Annotated in this window: 15 protein-coding genes; 9 read left to right on the top strand and 6 right to left on the bottom strand. The window is 76.1% G+C overall.

Going from position 1 to position 15,057, the window contains the following annotated elements:
* Window positions 1–62: 62 nt before the first annotated feature.
* Genes ACIRPH_RS00605 through ACIRPH_RS00590 form a run of 4 tightly spaced genes read right to left on the bottom strand, consistent with a single transcriptional unit; the run spans window position 63 to window position 3,611 of the window.
* A complete protein-coding gene (locus tag ACIRPH_RS00605) occupies window positions 63–1,619 on the bottom strand; it encodes a tripartite tricarboxylate transporter permease (RefSeq protein ID WP_402907617.1) in 1,557 nt (518 codons plus the stop codon).
* Window position 1,620: 1 nt separating this feature from the next.
* The gene (locus ACIRPH_RS00600; protein WP_402907614.1) at window positions 1,621–2,160 is read right to left on the bottom strand and encodes a tripartite tricarboxylate transporter TctB family protein; all 540 of its coding nucleotides are present in this window, start codon (window positions 2,158–2,160) and stop codon (window positions 1,621–1,623) included.
* Between the two features lie 24 nt (window positions 2,161–2,184).
* Window positions 2,185–3,195 carry a Bug family tripartite tricarboxylate transporter substrate binding protein gene (locus ACIRPH_RS00595; protein WP_402907611.1) on the bottom strand — a complete coding sequence of 337 codons (1,011 nt, stop codon included), beginning with the start codon at window positions 3,193–3,195 and terminating at the stop codon, window positions 2,185–2,187.
* A complete protein-coding gene (locus ACIRPH_RS00590; protein WP_402907608.1) occupies window positions 3,192–3,611 on the bottom strand; it encodes a universal stress protein in 420 nt (139 codons plus the stop codon). The genes ACIRPH_RS00595 and ACIRPH_RS00590 overlap by 4 nt, the downstream gene beginning before the upstream one ends.
* A 166-nt stretch (window positions 3,612–3,777) precedes the next feature.
* Here ACIRPH_RS00590 and ACIRPH_RS00585 point away from each other — a divergent pair, with 166 nt between their 5' ends.
* From ACIRPH_RS00585 to ACIRPH_RS00560, 6 genes are all read left to right on the top strand, one after another.
* Window positions 3,778–4,539 (top strand): SMI1/KNR4 family protein, encoded by a 762-nt coding sequence (locus ACIRPH_RS00585; RefSeq protein ID WP_402907605.1) that lies wholly within the window; start codon window positions 3,778–3,780, stop codon window positions 4,537–4,539.
* Window positions 4,540–5,248: 709 nt separating this feature from the next.
* Window positions 5,249–6,460, top strand: coding sequence for an MFS transporter (locus tag ACIRPH_RS00580; RefSeq protein ID WP_402907602.1), 1,212 nt, complete (start codon window positions 5,249–5,251; stop codon window positions 6,458–6,460).
* A gap of 198 nt (window positions 6,461–6,658) precedes the next feature.
* The gene (locus ACIRPH_RS00575) at window positions 6,659–7,732 is read left to right on the top strand and encodes an NAD-dependent epimerase/dehydratase family protein (RefSeq protein ID WP_402907599.1); all 1,074 of its coding nucleotides are present in this window, start codon (window positions 6,659–6,661) and stop codon (window positions 7,730–7,732) included.
* A 70-nt stretch (window positions 7,733–7,802) separates the two neighbouring features.
* Window positions 7,803–8,579, top strand: coding sequence for a glycosyltransferase family 2 protein (locus tag ACIRPH_RS00570; protein WP_402907596.1), 777 nt, complete (start codon window positions 7,803–7,805; stop codon window positions 8,577–8,579).
* Window positions 8,576–9,247, top strand: coding sequence for a DUF2064 domain-containing protein (locus ACIRPH_RS00565; protein ID WP_402907593.1), 672 nt, complete (start codon window positions 8,576–8,578; stop codon window positions 9,245–9,247). Before ACIRPH_RS00570 ends, ACIRPH_RS00565 begins: the two co-directional genes overlap by 4 nt.
* The gene (locus tag ACIRPH_RS00560) at window positions 9,235–9,915 is read left to right on the top strand and encodes an SAM-dependent methyltransferase (RefSeq protein ID WP_402907590.1); all 681 of its coding nucleotides are present in this window, start codon (window positions 9,235–9,237) and stop codon (window positions 9,913–9,915) included. Before ACIRPH_RS00565 ends, ACIRPH_RS00560 begins: the two co-directional genes overlap by 13 nt.
* A 137-nt stretch (window positions 9,916–10,052) precedes the next feature.
* Here ACIRPH_RS00560 and ACIRPH_RS00555 read toward each other — a convergent pair whose 3' ends face one another.
* The gene (locus ACIRPH_RS00555; protein WP_402907587.1) at window positions 10,053–10,559 is read right to left on the bottom strand and encodes a hypothetical protein; all 507 of its coding nucleotides are present in this window, start codon (window positions 10,557–10,559) and stop codon (window positions 10,053–10,055) included.
* The gene (locus tag ACIRPH_RS00550) at window positions 10,559–11,920 is read right to left on the bottom strand and encodes a molybdopterin-dependent oxidoreductase (protein WP_402907584.1); all 1,362 of its coding nucleotides are present in this window, start codon (window positions 11,918–11,920) and stop codon (window positions 10,559–10,561) included. The genes ACIRPH_RS00555 and ACIRPH_RS00550 overlap by 1 nt, the downstream gene beginning before the upstream one ends.
* 186 nt (window positions 11,921–12,106) lie before the next feature.
* Between ACIRPH_RS00550 and ACIRPH_RS00545 the strand changes: the two genes are divergently transcribed.
* From ACIRPH_RS00545 to ACIRPH_RS00535, 3 genes are all read left to right on the top strand, one after another.
* The gene (locus ACIRPH_RS00545; protein ID WP_402907581.1) at window positions 12,107–13,501 is read left to right on the top strand and encodes a hypothetical protein; all 1,395 of its coding nucleotides are present in this window, start codon (window positions 12,107–12,109) and stop codon (window positions 13,499–13,501) included.
* A gap of 50 nt (window positions 13,502–13,551) precedes the next feature.
* Complete coding sequence (locus ACIRPH_RS00540) at window positions 13,552–14,127, top strand: hypothetical protein (RefSeq protein ID WP_402907578.1); 576 nt, start codon at window positions 13,552–13,554, stop codon at window positions 14,125–14,127.
* A gap of 237 nt (window positions 14,128–14,364) precedes the next feature.
* Entirely contained in the window at window positions 14,365–14,970 is a 606-nt protein-coding gene (locus ACIRPH_RS00535; RefSeq protein WP_402907575.1) for an RNA polymerase sigma factor, read from the top strand.
* The last annotated feature ends 87 nt before the right edge of the window (window positions 14,971–15,057 follow it).

The raw sequence follows: 15,057 nt of genomic DNA, 5'->3' as shown, positions 1-15,057 counted from the left end.
GCACGGCGAAGGGCCGGCCGGGGGTTCCTCCCGGCCGGCCCTTCCGTGTCGGAGCGCCGGGGTCAGCTCCGCGCCCGCGGGGCCTCCTCGGAGTCCTCGGGGTCCGCCGCGGCGGGTTCGCCGGCGGGCGCGGCGGGGCGCAGCCGCCGCCACGCGGTCCAGACGAGCCCGAGCAGGAGCAGGCCGTAGAGCGCGACGGTGATCGGGCTCCCGACCAGGGTGAGCGGGTCGTTGCCGGAGTTGGCCATCGCGTCGCGCAGCGAGTACTCCGCCAGCGGTCCCAGGATCACCGCGATGAGCACCGGGGCCAGGGGCACCCCCGTGCGCCGCATGGCGAACGCCAGGACGCCGAGGAGGCACATGAGCACCAGGTCCGTCTTGCTCGCACCGGTGGCGTAGACGCCGAGGCAGGCGAAGACCGTGATGCCCGCGTAGAGGTAGGACTGGGGGAGCAGCAGCAGCTTCGCCCACAGCGGCGCGAACGGCAGGTTGATGACCAGCAGCACGACCGTGGCCAGGAGCAGGCCCGCCAGGAGGGCCCACACGATGTCGCCGTTGCGCTCGAACAGCAGGGGGCCGGGCTGCATGCCGTACTGCTGGAAGGCGGCCAGCAGCACGGCCGCGGTGGCCGAGGTCGGCAGCCCCAGCGACAGCAGGGCACCCATCGCGCTCCCCGCCGTCGCGTTGCCCGCGGCCTCCGGGGCCGCCACGCCCTGGATCGCCCCCTTGCCGAACATCGGCCTCCGGCGGCGCTTGTCCAGCTGGCGCTCGGCGCTGTAGGCGAGGAAGGTGGGGACCTCCGCGCCCCCCGCCGGGATGACGCCGAAGGGGATCCCGATGCCGGCGCCCCGCAGCCACGCGGGCAGCGCCGCCCGGAACTCCCCGCCCGACAGCCAGGGCCGTCCCGCGGAGGGGACGATCTCGTGCGCGCCGCGGTGGCCCACGCGCCCGGCCGCGTACAGCACCTCGCCGACGGCCAGCACCGCCACGGTGATGACGACGACGCTGATCCCGTCGAAGAGCGCCGGCATCCCGAAGGTGAAGCGCGCGGTGCCCGTCGACTGGTCCGTGCCGACCAGCGCGAGCCCCAGGCCGAACGCCAGGGCGGCCAGGCCCTTGAGGGGCGACTCCGAGACCACGGCGGAGATCGCGACGAACGCGAAGACGGCCAGCGCGAAGTACTCCCCCGGGCCGAACTTGGTCGCCAGGTCGGCCATGGAGGGCGCGAAGAAGACGACCAGCACGGTGGCGAGGACGCCTCCGGTGAACGCGCCGATGGCGGAGGTGGCGAGCGCCTGCGGGGCGCGCCCCGACCGCGCCATCCGGTGGCCCTCGAAGGTGGTGGCGATCGCCGTGCTGTTGCCCGGGGTGTTCATCAGGATGCCCGCGGTGGAGTCGCCGAACAGGCCGCCGAAGTAGACGCCGCTGAACATGATGAGCGCGGCCAGGGGATCGAGCGTGAACGTCATCGGCAGCAGCAGGGCCACGGCCATGGCCGAGCCGAGGCCGGGCATGACGCCCACCGCCGTGCCCAGGAACGCGCCGAGGGTGATCCAGAGGAGGTTCATGGGGGTGAGGACGGCGCCGAACCCGCCGATGAGGTGCGTCAGCTGCTCCATGTCACAGACCCCCCAGCACGCCGGAGGGCAGGCTCAGGCCGAGCATGCCGCTGAACACGATCTGGACGGTCGCGGCCATGACGAAGCCGACGGTCAGGTTGCGCAGGAGGTTCCGGTTGCCCAGCCCCGTCGCGACGGCCGTGAACATCAGCGTCGCCATGAGGAGCCAGCCCACGATGTCGATGAGGCCGCTGAAGGCGGCGATGCCGAGCAGGACCAGGCCCACGGCGCGCCAGTTGGTGCGCTCCTGCGCGGCCAGGGCGGCGCGGCGCGCGGGGGAGCGGCGCAGCGCCGCGACGATCAGCAGGAGGCCGATGACGGCGGCGAGCGCGGCCACGAACCAGCCGAACCCCTGGGGGCCGAGCAGGCCGCCGTCGCCGATGACGTCCATCCCCGCGTTGCCGGCGGCGAGCGTGCCCGCCATGGCGAGCAGGAGGCCGCCGATGACCAGTTCGCCGCGGCCGTCCCAGAAGGACGGCGTCCGCGGCGGGGCCTGCGCCGGGTCGGCGGCCGGGCCTCTGTCGAGGTCTGTGTGTGACATGTTCTCTCCGTGAAGTCCTCGGGCTCAGGAGCCCGAGATGAGGCCGAGGTCGGTCATGAGCGTGCGGATCCGGACCTCCTCGTCGGTGAGGAACTCCGCGAACTCCTCCGGCCCGGCCCAGTTGGGCTGCCAGTAGTTGCGGTCGGTCGCCTCCTGCCAGGAGTCGGCCCCGTACATCTCCTCGGTGATCGCCAGGAGCTCGGTCCGGTCCTCGTCGGTGATCCCGGGGGCGGCGACGAGGCCGCGCCAGTTGATCAGGTCGACGGAGGGGTAGCCGAGTTCGGCGGTGGTCGGGATGTCGAACCCGTCGAGGCGCTCGGGCGCCACGACGGCCAGCGCCCGCAGCCGCCCGCCCTCGATGAGGTCGCGGAAGTCGTTGAACCCGGTGACGCCGATCTGCACGGTGCCCCCGGCGTCGGAGAGCAGGGAGATCGTCAGCTCCCCGCCCCCGGCGTGCGGCGTGTAGTGCAGGTCGGCGGGGTCCAGCCCCGCGGCCTCGGCGAGCTGTCCGGCGACCAGGTGGTCGGGCGATCCGGCCGACCCGCCGCCCACGGGGATGTCCGGGTCCTCCTCCCAGGCCCGGAGGAAGTCGTCCAGGGTCTGCCAGGGCGAGTCCGCGGGGACCGCGATCACCTCGAAGTCGTCGGTCAGGCGCGCGATCGGCGTCACGTCGCTCAGCCGGACCGGGGAACCGCCCATCTCCACGCCGCCGACCATGGCGGCGCCGGTGACCATCACGGTGGTGGGCTCCCCGTCCAGCCTGGCGAGCTGGCCCAGGCCGATGGTGCCGCCCGCGCCGGGCACGTTGACCACCTGGACGTTGTTGACGATCGACTCCGTCCGGGTGGCCTGCTGGAACTCGCGGGCGGCCAGGTCCCAGCCCCCTCCCGCCGCGGCGGGGGCGATGACGGTCAGGGCGGAGCGGGCGCGCGAGCCCTCGTCGCCGCCCGCGGCGTCCTGCACGGCGAAGAACCCGGTCGTCACGACCAGGGCGAGGCCGATCCCGGCGCCGAGGAGGCCCTTGTCGCCGATCACGCGGGGCCTCCCGCTCCGCGGGGCCCGGCTCCGGACTTCACCGCGAGCACGGGGCACGACGCCTCCAGGAGCAGGCGCTGGGCCGTGCTGCCCATGAGCAGCTTGCCGATCGCGGACCGGTGGCGGACCCCGATGACGAGCAGGTCGGCGTCCAGCTCCTCGGTGAGCTCCAGGAGGGCGGCCGCCGCGTCGGCGTCGTTCAGGCGTACGGCCCTCGCCGGGACACCCGCGTCCTCCGCGCGCCCGACGAGTTCGCGGACCCGGGACGCGTCGGCGGCCCGTGTGTCGGCGGCGGCGTCGTGCGAGACGGCGTTGGCGATCACCAGCTCACCGCCCTGGAGCCCCGCCTGCCGGACCGCCTGCGCGAAGGCCGCCTCGGCGGACTCCACGGGGGAGTGTGCGAGCACCACTGTCATCTGCTCCTCCTCGAACCATCCGTGACTGGCGTCACAGTGTGCAGTGTATAGGCTGTATCACCGGGGCCGATCCGTCAACGCCGACCGGCGCGACGACGGCCGGGGCGCCGCCCCCGGGCGGCGGGCAGACCCCGGAGTGACGGTGCCCCCTGGCAGGATCGCCGCCATGGAAGCGGATCTGACACAGCTGGCCGACCTGGTCGAGGGGGCCCCGGAGTCGGGGCGCGGCCGGGCCGCCCCCGTCCCGGAGGCCGCCCTGCGCGCGGCGGAGGAGCGGGTGGGCCCGCTGCCGCGCTCGTACCGGTGGTGGCTGGGCAGGTTCGGCCGGGGGACCGTCGGGGGCGCGGACATCGCGACGGTCCCCCCGCCGCACGAGGACGCCGCGGCCGAGGACCTCACGGCCGGATGGCGCAGGGAGGGCGCGAGACTGTGCTTCTGCGTCGAGCCCGGCTGCGGCGACGGCTACAGCTTCGCCCTCGACCGCCCGGGGGCGGGCGGGGAGTTCCGGGTGGTGCGCCGGGACGCCCTCGACGGGGACGAGTCCCCGGTGGCGGAGTCCTTCGCCGGGTTCCTGGCGGTGCGCACGGCCCTGGCGCTCGGGCTCCGCGACGGCCCCAACCCCGCGGTGGCCCGCCTGTGGCGGTCCACGCCGGGGGCGCTGCTCGCCAACGGCGTCCTGGCCTACGGTCCGCACCTGATCGGGGAGCGCAACGAGACCTTCGAGGTGGGCCGGTACGCGGCCGACTGGGTCCTGGTGGGGGACGACGGCGGGGGTGGCGGGCTGTTCATGCGCCGCCACGGTCGCGACCGCGAGAGCGTGTACCGCCTCGGCCTCGGGGCGCTCGGGGAGGACGTGGCGTCGGAGGGGGAGCTGCTGACGGACGACCTGGTGGGCTGGCTGGAGGCGGGGGCGCCCGGCGCCGGGTGAGCGGGCCCCGTGCCCGGCCGGGAGGCGCCGGCGGACGTGCGCGCCACCGCACCAGGTGGCCGGGTCGGGCGGGCCGGGGACGCGGGGGCGCCCGACCCTCCACGCGGGGGTCCGGGAGCCCCCGGAGACCCCCGGAGGGTCTCCGCCGGCGTCCGGCCGGACGCCGGCCGCCGACCGCACCAGGTGGCCGGGACGGGTCTGACCTGGTGTTCCAGGTGGGGCTGTATGGAGGTGTGTGGCAGACCACACTTCGTGTTCCGGCGGGGTCGCACCCCGGTGGAGGAAACCACAGGATAACTTCGGACCGGGGTAACCAATTCTCGCGGGCCGGGTTCTTTTGTCCTGCAATGCGGCATGTGTCCTTCGGTCGAATGCGTCGACAAGCGGGATCTGTTGGTCATTGCCATTCTTTCCGGTGTTCCCATTTGTTTCCGGGAAAAAGAATATCTCGGATAATATCCCCATGTTCCGCAACTTCGTGAAAATTCTGGATTAAGCCATTCGCAGTTCTACAAAATAAAGTCCGCGAATTACTACTCTTCGGGTTGCGGCGCTTGTAACCTCGTGTTTTCGGCCGACCATGGGTCTGGCAGGGAGAGCGCGGCCAGAGGCCTGCGTGTTCGCATGAGCCCCTGGCCCCGACCTCGCCCGTGACCATTTCCAGCGGTGACGTTCGATTCCACCACCCCAGAGAACCTGGAGAGTGTCCATGAAACCTGACACCGCGCACCCCAATCCAGATCGGGATACCAGTGAGAAAAGGGCCCTCCACGCCCGATCGGCCCTCGCCGGGTACTTCTTCCTCACCGGGGCCGTGATCCCCGTGTGGGCCTCCCGCATCCCCGCGGTCAAGGAGCAGAGCGGCGTCGGCGCCGACCAGCTCGGCCTCGCGCTCCTCGCGATGGGGGTGGGGGCGATCATCACGGCCCGCGTGGGCGGCGCCCTGCTCGACAGGTGCGCCCCCCGCTTCGTCGTCCCCCCGGCCGCGGTCGCGGCCTCGCTCTGCCTGGCCCTGCCGGGAGCGGCGATGGGGGCCCGCGAGCTGGCCGCCGCCCTGTTCGTGCTCGGCGTCGCCCACTCCCTGCTCAACATCGGCGTCAACACCCACGCCGCGACCCTCCAGCAGCCGCTGGGGCGGCCCCTCCTGTCCTCCTTCCACGCCTTCGTCTCGCTCGGAGCGTCCTTCGGCGCCGTCTGCGGTGTCGTCACCGCCCACGTCGGCCTCAGCCCCCTCGTCACCTTCCAGGCCATGGGCGCGCTCCTGGCGCTGGCCGCACTGATCCCCGCGAGAGCGCTCGCGCGGTACACGCCACCGGCGGTCGACCAGCAGTGCGGCGCCGGCGGGTCGCCCGGCAGGCCCCGGCTCTCCCCCCTGCTCCTGACCCTGGGGGTGCTGTCCCTGGCCGCGATGCTCACCGAGAGCGCCGTCCAGGACTGGAGCGCGCTCTACGCCCAGGAGAGCGTGGGCGCCTCCGGCGCCATGGCGGCGACGGCGTTCGCGGCGTTCACGGTCACCATGACCATCGGCCGCCTCATGGGCGACCGCCTGGTCCTGTGGATGGGCCGGGTGGTCCTGCTCAGGTCCGGTGCGCTCGTCGCGGTCGCCGGCTTCTCCCTGGCCCTGGGCCTGCCCACCCAGGCCACGGTCCTGGCGGGGTTCGCCCTGGTCGGCCTCGGCCTCTCGTGCGCGGTGCCCCAGCTGTTCAGCGCGGCGGCGGAGATCGACCCCCGGCGCGTCGGCAAGAACCTGGGAACGGTCGCGGCCATCGGCTACCTCGGCCCCCTGATGGGCGCCCCCGTGATCGGGGTGCTCTCGGAGCAGGGCGGAGTGGGCACCGGCCTCCTGGTGCCCGTCCTGCTCACCGTGGCCCTGGCCACGGGCGCGAGCACGACGCGCCGCAGGTCCGGCGCGGCCGTCTGAGGCCGCCCCCCCCGGGAGGGCGGCCGGGTCGCGGTCGGTCCGCCCGCCGCGACCCGGCCCCCGCGCGCCCGGCGGACCGCTCGCCGCCGTGCGGCCCCGGGCCGCGGTCGGCGTCCGACAGGGGCGCCGACCGCGGAAACACCGCACCGTGCGTGGCGGAGGCGGTGACGGTGCGTGATCGAAACGTAGGTTGGGGCCATGCGCGTACTAGTCACAGGCGGGGCCGGGTTCATCGGATCACGGGTGGCGGAGGAACTCCGCCTGGCCGGGCACGAGGCGGTGACCCTCGACGCCTACCTGCCCCAGGCCCACCCCGGGCAGGGCCCCCGGGAGGGGGTCGACGTCGTGGCCGACGTCCGGGACGGCGACGCCCTCGGACGCGCGCTGCGCGGGGTGGACGCCGTCTGCCACCAGGCGGCGATGGTCGGACCGGGCTCCGCCGACTTCCTCGACGCCCCCGACTACGTGGGCTGCAACGACCTGGGCACGGCGGTCCTGCTGGCCGCCATGGCCCGGGCCGGGGTCCGCGACATCGTCATGGCCGGTTCGATGGTCGTCTACGGCGAGGGCCGGTACACGTGCCCCGAGCACGGCGACGTCCGTCCGGGGCCGAGGGCGGAGGCGGACCTGGAGGCCGGGGCGTTCGACCCCCCGTGCCCCCGCTGCGGCGCCTCGCTCGTGCCCGGCCTGGTCGGGGAGGAGGCGCCGACCGACCCGCGCAACGTCTACGCCACCACGAAGCTGGCACAGGAGCACCTGTGCGCGTCGTGGGCCAGGACCGTCGGGGGGCGCGCGGTGTCCCTGCGCTACCACAACGTGTACGGGCCCGGGATGCCCCGCGACACCCCGTACGCGGGCGTCGCCTCCTTCTTCCGCTCCGCGCTCGCCCGCGGCGAGGCGCCCCGCGTGTTCGAGGACGGCCGCCAGCGGCGCGACTTCGTGCACGTCGCGGACGTGGCCAGGGCCAACGTGGCGGCGCTGGAGGCGGTGCGGGACCGGGCCGGCGGCGAGCTGTCCGCCTTCAACACCGGAAGCGGGACGCCGCACACCATCGCCGAGATGGCGCGGGCGCTGGCGGACGCCTACGGGGGCCCGGCGCCCCGGACCACCGGCGAGTACAGGCTGGGCGACGTACGGCACATCACCGCGTCCTCCCGGCGGCTGGTCGAGGAGCTGTCCTGGCGGCCGAGGGTCGGCTTCGCCGAGGGGATGGCCGAGTTCGCCCGCGCCGAACTGCGCGGATCGGTCGGCGCCGGGGCCACGGCGGTGTGAGGACGGCGCGCCCGCGTGTCGCGGCCGTCGTTCACGGCAGGTGAGGGCATCGATTCGTAACGTGATCAAGATGACCAGTGAACCTCACGAGCACGACCGCGAGAACGACGGGCCGGCGCGCGCCGGCCACGGTCCCGGGGGCGGCCGTCCCGCGCCCCCCGTCGACGTGGTGCTGCCCTGCCTGGACGAGGCCGCCGCCCTGCCCTGGGTCATGGAGCGGATACCGACGGGCTGGCGGGCGATCGTTGTCGACAACGGCTCGACGGACGGCTCGGCCTCCGTCGCCGGGGCCCTGGGGGCCCTCGTCGTCCCCGAACCGCGCCGGGGCTTCGGCGCGGCGTGCCACGCGGGCCTGACCGCTGCGACCGCCGAGTTCGTCTGCTTCTGCGACTGCGACGCCTCCCTGGACCCCGGGCTCCTCCCGGAGATGGTGGAGCGGGTCCGCTCCGGCGGGGCCGACCTGGTCCTGGGCAGGCGGCGCCCCACCCGCCGGGGGACCTGGCCGGTGCACGCCAGGGCGGGCAACGCCGCCGTCGCGCGCATGCTGCGCTCCCGCAGCGGGGTGCGGGTCCGCGACATCGGCCCGATGCGTGCGGCCCGCAGGGCCGGGCTCCTCGCGCTGGGAACGGCCGACCGCCGCTCGGGCTACCCCCTGGAGACGGTCGTGCGCGCCGCCGACGCCGGATGGCGGATCGAGGAGGTGGACGTGCCCTACCTGCCCCGGTCGGGCAGGTCCAAGGTCACCGGGACGTGGCGGGGCACCTGGACCGCCGTGCGCGACATGACGGCGGTCCTGCGCGAGCCCCCGACCCGGCGCCGCGCGCCCGCGGGGGGAGGGTCGCCGTGACCGGCCGCCGCGACGCCGCCCCGCCGGCCGGGGCCGCCACCCTGGTGGTCATCGCCAAGGAACCGGTCCCCGGCCTGGTCAAGACGCGGCTCACCCCGGAGTACACGCACGAGGAGGCCGCCGCGCTCGCGGAGGCGGCCCTGGCCGACACCCTGCACACGGTGCGCTCCCTCCCCGCCAGGAGGCGGCTCCTCGTCCTGGAGGGGAGGCCCGGCCCCTGGCTCCCGTCGCCGGGCTTCGAGGTGGTGCCGCAGGCCGGCGACGGGCTGGACGAGCGCCTCGCGAACGCCTTCGCCGCGTGCTCGGGACCCACCCTGCTGATCGGCATGGACACCCCCCAGGTGAGCCGGGCGCTCCTGGAACCCGCGCTGGCCCCGGACGCGTGGGACCGCGCCGACGCGTGGTTCGGACCGAGCGAGGACGGCGGCTTCTGGGCGCTCGGCCTGGCCGCCCCCGACCCCGCCCTGCTGCGCGGCGTCCCGATGTCGACGGCGCACACGGGCCGGGTCCAGCGCGAGCGGCTCGTCGGCGCGGGACTGCGCGTGGGCGACCTGGAGAGGGTCACCGACGTCGACACCGCGCGCGACGCCGCCCTCGTGGCGTCGCTGATACCCCGCAGCCGCTTCGGCAGGGCCGTCCGGCTCGCGAGAGCGCGGTGCCGGAGGTGAGCGCGGCCGGGACCGAGGTCGACGCCGGATCGGCCCCGTGGCTGTGCGACCCCTACTCGCAGGCGCTCGCCAGCGGGCGCGGCCCCCTGTTCCTGTGCCGGTCCGACGGGTGGATGCTGCCGCTGGAGGTCGAGCGCTGGTGCGGGGGGACCGACGCCGCCGACGAGAGCGTGCTGGAGCGCGCCGAGGGCGACACCGTCGACGTCGGGTGCGGCCCCGGCCGGATGGTCGCCGCGCTCACGGCCCGCGGCCACCTCGCGCTGGGCGTGGACACCAACCCCGTCGCGGTCTCGCGCGCCGTCGCGTCGGGCGGCCGGGCGGTGCGCTCGTCGGTGTTCGACCCCCTGCCCCGGGAGGGCGCCTGGCGTACCGCCCTGCTGCTCGACGGCAACATCGGCATCGGCGGCGTGCCCGGGGACCTGCTCTGCCGGCTGCGGGAGATCGTCCTGCCCGGCGGCCTGCTCGTCGTCGAGGCCGCCGGGCAGGACGTCCACGAGTGCGTGACGGTGCAGGTCACCGACGGCCGCCGGGATCCGGGATCGCCGTTCCCGTGGGCGAGGGTCGGGCTCCCCGCCCTGCGGCTGTGCGCGGAGGCGGCCGGATGGACGTGGTCGGAGGCGTGGAGGGTGCGGGGGCGCCGGTTCGCGGCGCTGCGCTCCCCGGGCTGAGCCGCGGCCGGGCGGGGCCGTTCTCCGGGCCGGGCGGGAGCGGCGCCGCGCCGGCGCCCGACCGGCGGTCGCCGGGCGGCGGTCCCGCCGTTCACCGCGTTCCTCCCCCCTGGGAGGGGCGCCGCGCCGACGGCCGCTCAGGGCGTGCGCGCGGCCCGCGCGGCCCGCGCGGCCCGCGCGTACCGGACCGCGCCCAGGGCCGCCGACGCGGCGAACAGGACCGCGCAGACCGCCAGCCAGCGCGGGCCGAACGGCTCCCCGGCCAGGCCCGTCTTGGAGACGTAGGCCTCCGGGGGGCCGAGGACCAGCGGCAGGTACACCAGGAGCAGGAGGGCCGAGACGACCGCCGGGACGCGCACGTGGTCGAGCAGGGCCGCGCGTGCCCGGTCGGGCTCCCCGCGGTCGCCGTCCGGTCGTCCGGGACGGCCGAGGCAGACGGCCCGGAGGAGGCGGTCGGCCAGGCTGTAGGCGGGGACGAGGACGAGGTCGTGCAGCAGGGCCCCGCCCGCGAACCACACGGCGACGCCCCACGGGCTGCCCCCGGCGAGCAGGCGCACGCCCGCGTAGGCGACCACGGCGAACACGCCGGCCATCAGCAGCAGGTGCCACGGCGGGGCCCCGTACCAGCGGCGGAAGAACGCCATCACACCTCCCCGAAGCCGAGCCGGGTGACCCACTTCGTGTTGTGCACGCCGGGGTTCGCGGGCACGATCACCCTCGCGGGGTAGCCGTGGTCGGGGGACAGGTCCTCGCCGCCGACGCGCAGCGCCAGGAGCGACCGCGGGTCCTCGACCTGGTTGGCGCGCAGGGCGGCCCTGCGGAAGGCGCCCGAGCGCTGGGCCGACTCCACGAGGACCCCCGGGGCCCCGCCCGCCCCGACCAGGGCGGCGAGGTCGGCCAGGCGCACCCCCTCCCAGTCCAGGTCGCGCGTCGACCACCCCTCCACGCACGCGATCGGCAGCGCCGACCGGTGCTGCGGCAGGGCGAGCAGCTCCTCCCGCGTGAGCACGGCCTCCCGGGACCCGTACCGGACCGTCAGCCGCCAGTCCGGGCCCGTGTCGGCGCCGGTGATCCCCGCGTGGGCCGCGGTGGTGTTCACCGGGAAGCCGTCGGCCCCGTCCGCGGGCAGCCTGCCGTGCGGCGCCAGGACGGCCGTGCGCCGGAGCGGGCCGCCGAGGCTCTGGCCGACCGTCGTCAGGAACAGCGCCAGCGATCCCAGCCCCACCGCGCCCAGCAGGGTGCGGCGCGAGGCCGTCCGCGGCGCCGGGTCGGGCGGGACCAGGTCCTCCCCGGTCCCGGACGGGGACGGCGGGGCGCCCGCGCCCCGGCGCGGCCCGCGCAGCGCCCGTACCGCGGTCGGCAGCTTCAGGACGACGTGGGAGAGGAGGGCGGCGACGAACACCCAGGCGCCGTAGAGGTGCAGGGGGTAGAAGGAACCGGGGAAGGCGTACTCCAACTGGATGTTGAGGATCCCGGTCGCGAACACGAACAGCGCACCGCCCACCAGGAACAGCAGGGACAGCCGCTCCAGCGCGTGGGCGGGGGAGCGGACCGGGGGCCAGCGGTAGAAGAGGGGGACCACCGACCAGAGCTTGGCCAGCAGGACGGGCACCAGCGTGACGCCGAGCGTGATGTGCACGCCCTGGGTGAGGCGGTAGAGCCACGGCGGGTCGGTCGGCCAGGGGAAGAGGTGGAACCCGAGGAGCCCCTTGCCGGGCGTCATGTCGTTGGACCCCAGGTCGGGGTTGTACGCGGCGTAGGACAGCAGGCCGGTGAGGAACAGCACCGGGACCCCGCCGAGCAGGACCGCGCCCAGCAGGGACGTCAGCCGCGGTCCGCGCAGCGGACTGCGCCAGAACTCCGCCCGGGTGGGGCCGTGCGGGGGGCCGTCCCGCAGGAGCGCGCGGAACCCGCCGGCCCGCCGCCGGGACCCGGGGACCGGGTCCCCCGCGTGCCCGCCGCCGGTCGCGCGCCCCCGGGGCGGACCGCCCTCCCGTTCGTCCACGTGGTCCTCCGCCCTCCGCGACGATGGATCGGCCACGGTCACCCTAGGCCGACCGGGCGCGGCGGGAGCGGACCGCCCGACCTGCGGTGTGTCCGGCCGCGTCCGCCGCGGACAGCGGTTCCGCGGTCCCGGCGACACGCCGCCGCGCACCCGGCGACGGCGGCGGCCGTGACCTACGGTGACGGCGTGACGCAGCCAGAACTCCACCGGAACGGCCGGGAGGCGCCCGGCGCCGCCCGTCGCGGCCTCCGCGCCGACCTGACCGCCGCGGTCCTGGCCGTGCTCCTCTTCGCCGCGGCGGCCGTCACCGGCGCCTGGATCGAGCGGACCCGGGGCGTCCTCCACGTCGACTGGCCGCCGCTGTACGCCTCCTGGCTCCCGCACACGGGGCCGGGCACGGTGCCGGCCCTGGCCCTGGCGGCGGCGGTGGCGGCCTGCGGTCCCGCGGCGGCGCGCGCCCTGCCCTGGCGCGCCCTGGTGGGGTCGGTCTGGGCCGCGTCCGCCCTCTGGACCACCGCGCTCGCCCTGGTCGACGGCTGGAGGCGCGGGATCGCCGACCGCCTCCTGTCGCCCCACGAATACCTGTCCTCGGTGCACCGCTTCGAGGACGCGGGCGCCGCCCTGGCCACGTTCACCCGGCACATCCTCATCGGGCAGCCGGACAACTGGCCCACGCACGTGGCCGGGCACCCCCCGGGCGCCGTCCTGACCTTCGTCGCCCTGGACCGGATCGGCCTGGGGGGAGGGGCGTGGGCGGGGCTCTGGTGCGTCCTGGCCGGAAGTTCGGCCGCCGCGGCCGTCCTGGTCGCGATGCGCGCGCTCGGCGCGGAGGGGGCGGCGCGCAGGGCGGCCCCCTTCCTCGTGCTGCTGCCCGCCGCGGTATGGGTGGGCGTGTCCGCGGACGGCTACTTCGCGGCGGTCACCGCGTGGGGTCTGGCCCTGCTCGCGGTCGGCGCGTCGCCCGGCGCCCGCGCGCCGCGCTCCGCCGCGCTGGCGGCCGGCCTGCTCCTGGGATGGGCGGTGTACCTGTCCTACGGGCTGGTCCTCGCCGCGCTCCCGGCCCTGGCCGTGCTCCTGTGCGCGAGGAACCCGCGCCCCCTCCCCTACGCCCTGGCGGGCGCCCTGGCCGTCGCCGCGGCCTTCACCGCGGCGGGCTTCGACTGGTGGGAGGGGTACCGCCTGCTCGTGGAGCGCTACTACCAGGGGGTGGCGGCCGTCCGCCCCTACGCGTACTGGGTGTGGGCCAACCTCGCGGTCGCGTGCCTGGCCGCGGGACCCGCGACCGCGGCGGGCCTGCGCCGGGCGCTGGCGGGGGCGCCCGCGGCGGCCGGCGGCCTGCTCCGGGCACCCTCCCGGGAGGACTCGACGACGGTCCTGCTCGTGGCCGCCGGGCTCGGGGCGATCGCGGCGGCCACCCTCTCGGGGATGAGCAAGGGCGAGACCGAACGGATCTGGCTGCCGTTCGTGCTGTGGCTCGTCCCCGCCGCGGCCCTCCTGCCGGACCGCCACCAGCGGGGGTGGCTGGCCGCCCAGGGGGCCACGGCCCTCCTGGTCAACCACCTGCTGCTCACCGGCTGGTGACCCGGCCCCGCCGTCTCCGCCCCCAGCGGCGGTGGGACGATGGAGGGGAGATGACCGAGAGCGAGTCGTGCCGCCCGTTGCGCGCCGGGGTGTTCACCCTGGTGTGCGCGAGCCTGTCCGCGCACGGGCACGCGCTCAGCTCCGGCCACGACGTCCCCCTCGCCGGACTTCTCGCGGGGGCGGCCGTCGTGTTCGCCATGGCGTGGGCGGCCGCGAACCGCCGCCAGGGCTGGGCCACCCTCACCGGGTGGATGCTCTGGGGCCAGTTCGCCCTGCACGTGGCGTTCAGCTACGTCGGCTCGCTCGGAGGGCCGCACACCGCCTCGCACGAGGGCGGCGTGGTGGTCCAGCCGGCCCTGCCGGCGTGGACGATGATCGGGATGCACGTCGTCTCCGCGCTGGTCAGCGCGTGGTGGCTGCGCCGCGGGGAGGCGGCGCTGTTCGCCTTCCTGCGCTTCATGGCGCTCGCCCTCCTCCCGCTGCTGGTACTGGTCCGCGGCCTGCCCTCGCCGCGCGGCCCCCTCGTGCCCCGCCTGCGCACGGCGGACGCGCCCGCCCGCATCCGGCTGCCGTACCTGCGGTACGCGCGCGTCCTGCGCGGCCCCCCGGCCCTGTCGCCCGCCTGAGACCCCGCGTTCGCCACGCCCCGAGCAGGGCGCGGTCACGGCCGACCCTGCCCTGACCCCCTGCCCCGACCTACCGCACCGCCCCGGCGCCGGAGGACGGTCGAGCGCGCCGTCCGGGCCCCTCCAGCCCTTCCCGGGGTGCTCCGCCCCGCCGAGCGCCCCCTCCGACGTGTACCGCGCGGTCCTCCGCCGACCCCTGTCCCGGGGTCCGCGCGGTCGGCGACAGAAAGAACCGACATGCTCACCCTCAGCGAGACCGCCTCCTCCGCACCCCCCGACGGGCCCCCGGGAACGGACCCCCTCCGCCCCGGCGGCGAGCACGGCGAACTGACGGCCCTGGCGATGCGCGCCAAGGAGGGCGCGCGCGACGCGCTGGACTCCCTGTTCACGCGCACCCGTGACGACGTGGCGCGCTTCATCGCCCGCCGGGTGGACCCCTCCTGGGTGGACGACCTCACCCAGGAGACCTTCTCGCGCGCCCTGCGCGGGCTGGACCACTACGCGGGACGCGCCCCGGTGCGCGCCTGGCTCTTCTCCGTGGCGCGCCACACGGTGGCCGACCGCTACCGCGCCCAGAGCCGGATCCCGCGCCACGAGGCCGTGGACGGATGGGCCGAGGAGGGCGTGTGCGCCCACCAAGGGCGCTTCGACGAGTACTTCGCCCTGCTGTCCCTGCTGGAGGACCTCCCCGAGGACCGCAGAACGGCCTTCGTGCTCACCCAGATCCAGGGCATGCCCTACGCCGAGGCCGCCCGGGCCGTCGGCGCCCCCGTCGGCACGGTGCGCTCCCGCGTGGCGCGCGGCCGGCGCGACCTGGCGCGCATGCTGCGCCAGGCCGCCTGACACGCGTCCGGGGCGGCGCCGCGCCGCCCCGGAGGCCCCCTCCCCACCGCCGGCCTCCGGCCGGCCCCGAACCAGAGAAAGAGCACC

This window comes from Nocardiopsis sp. NPDC101807, assembly GCF_044766605.1.
Classification (GTDB): Bacteria; Actinomycetota; Actinomycetes; order Streptosporangiales; family Streptosporangiaceae; genus Nocardiopsis; species Nocardiopsis tropica.
This window is presented reverse-complemented; position numbering and strand designations above follow the sequence as displayed.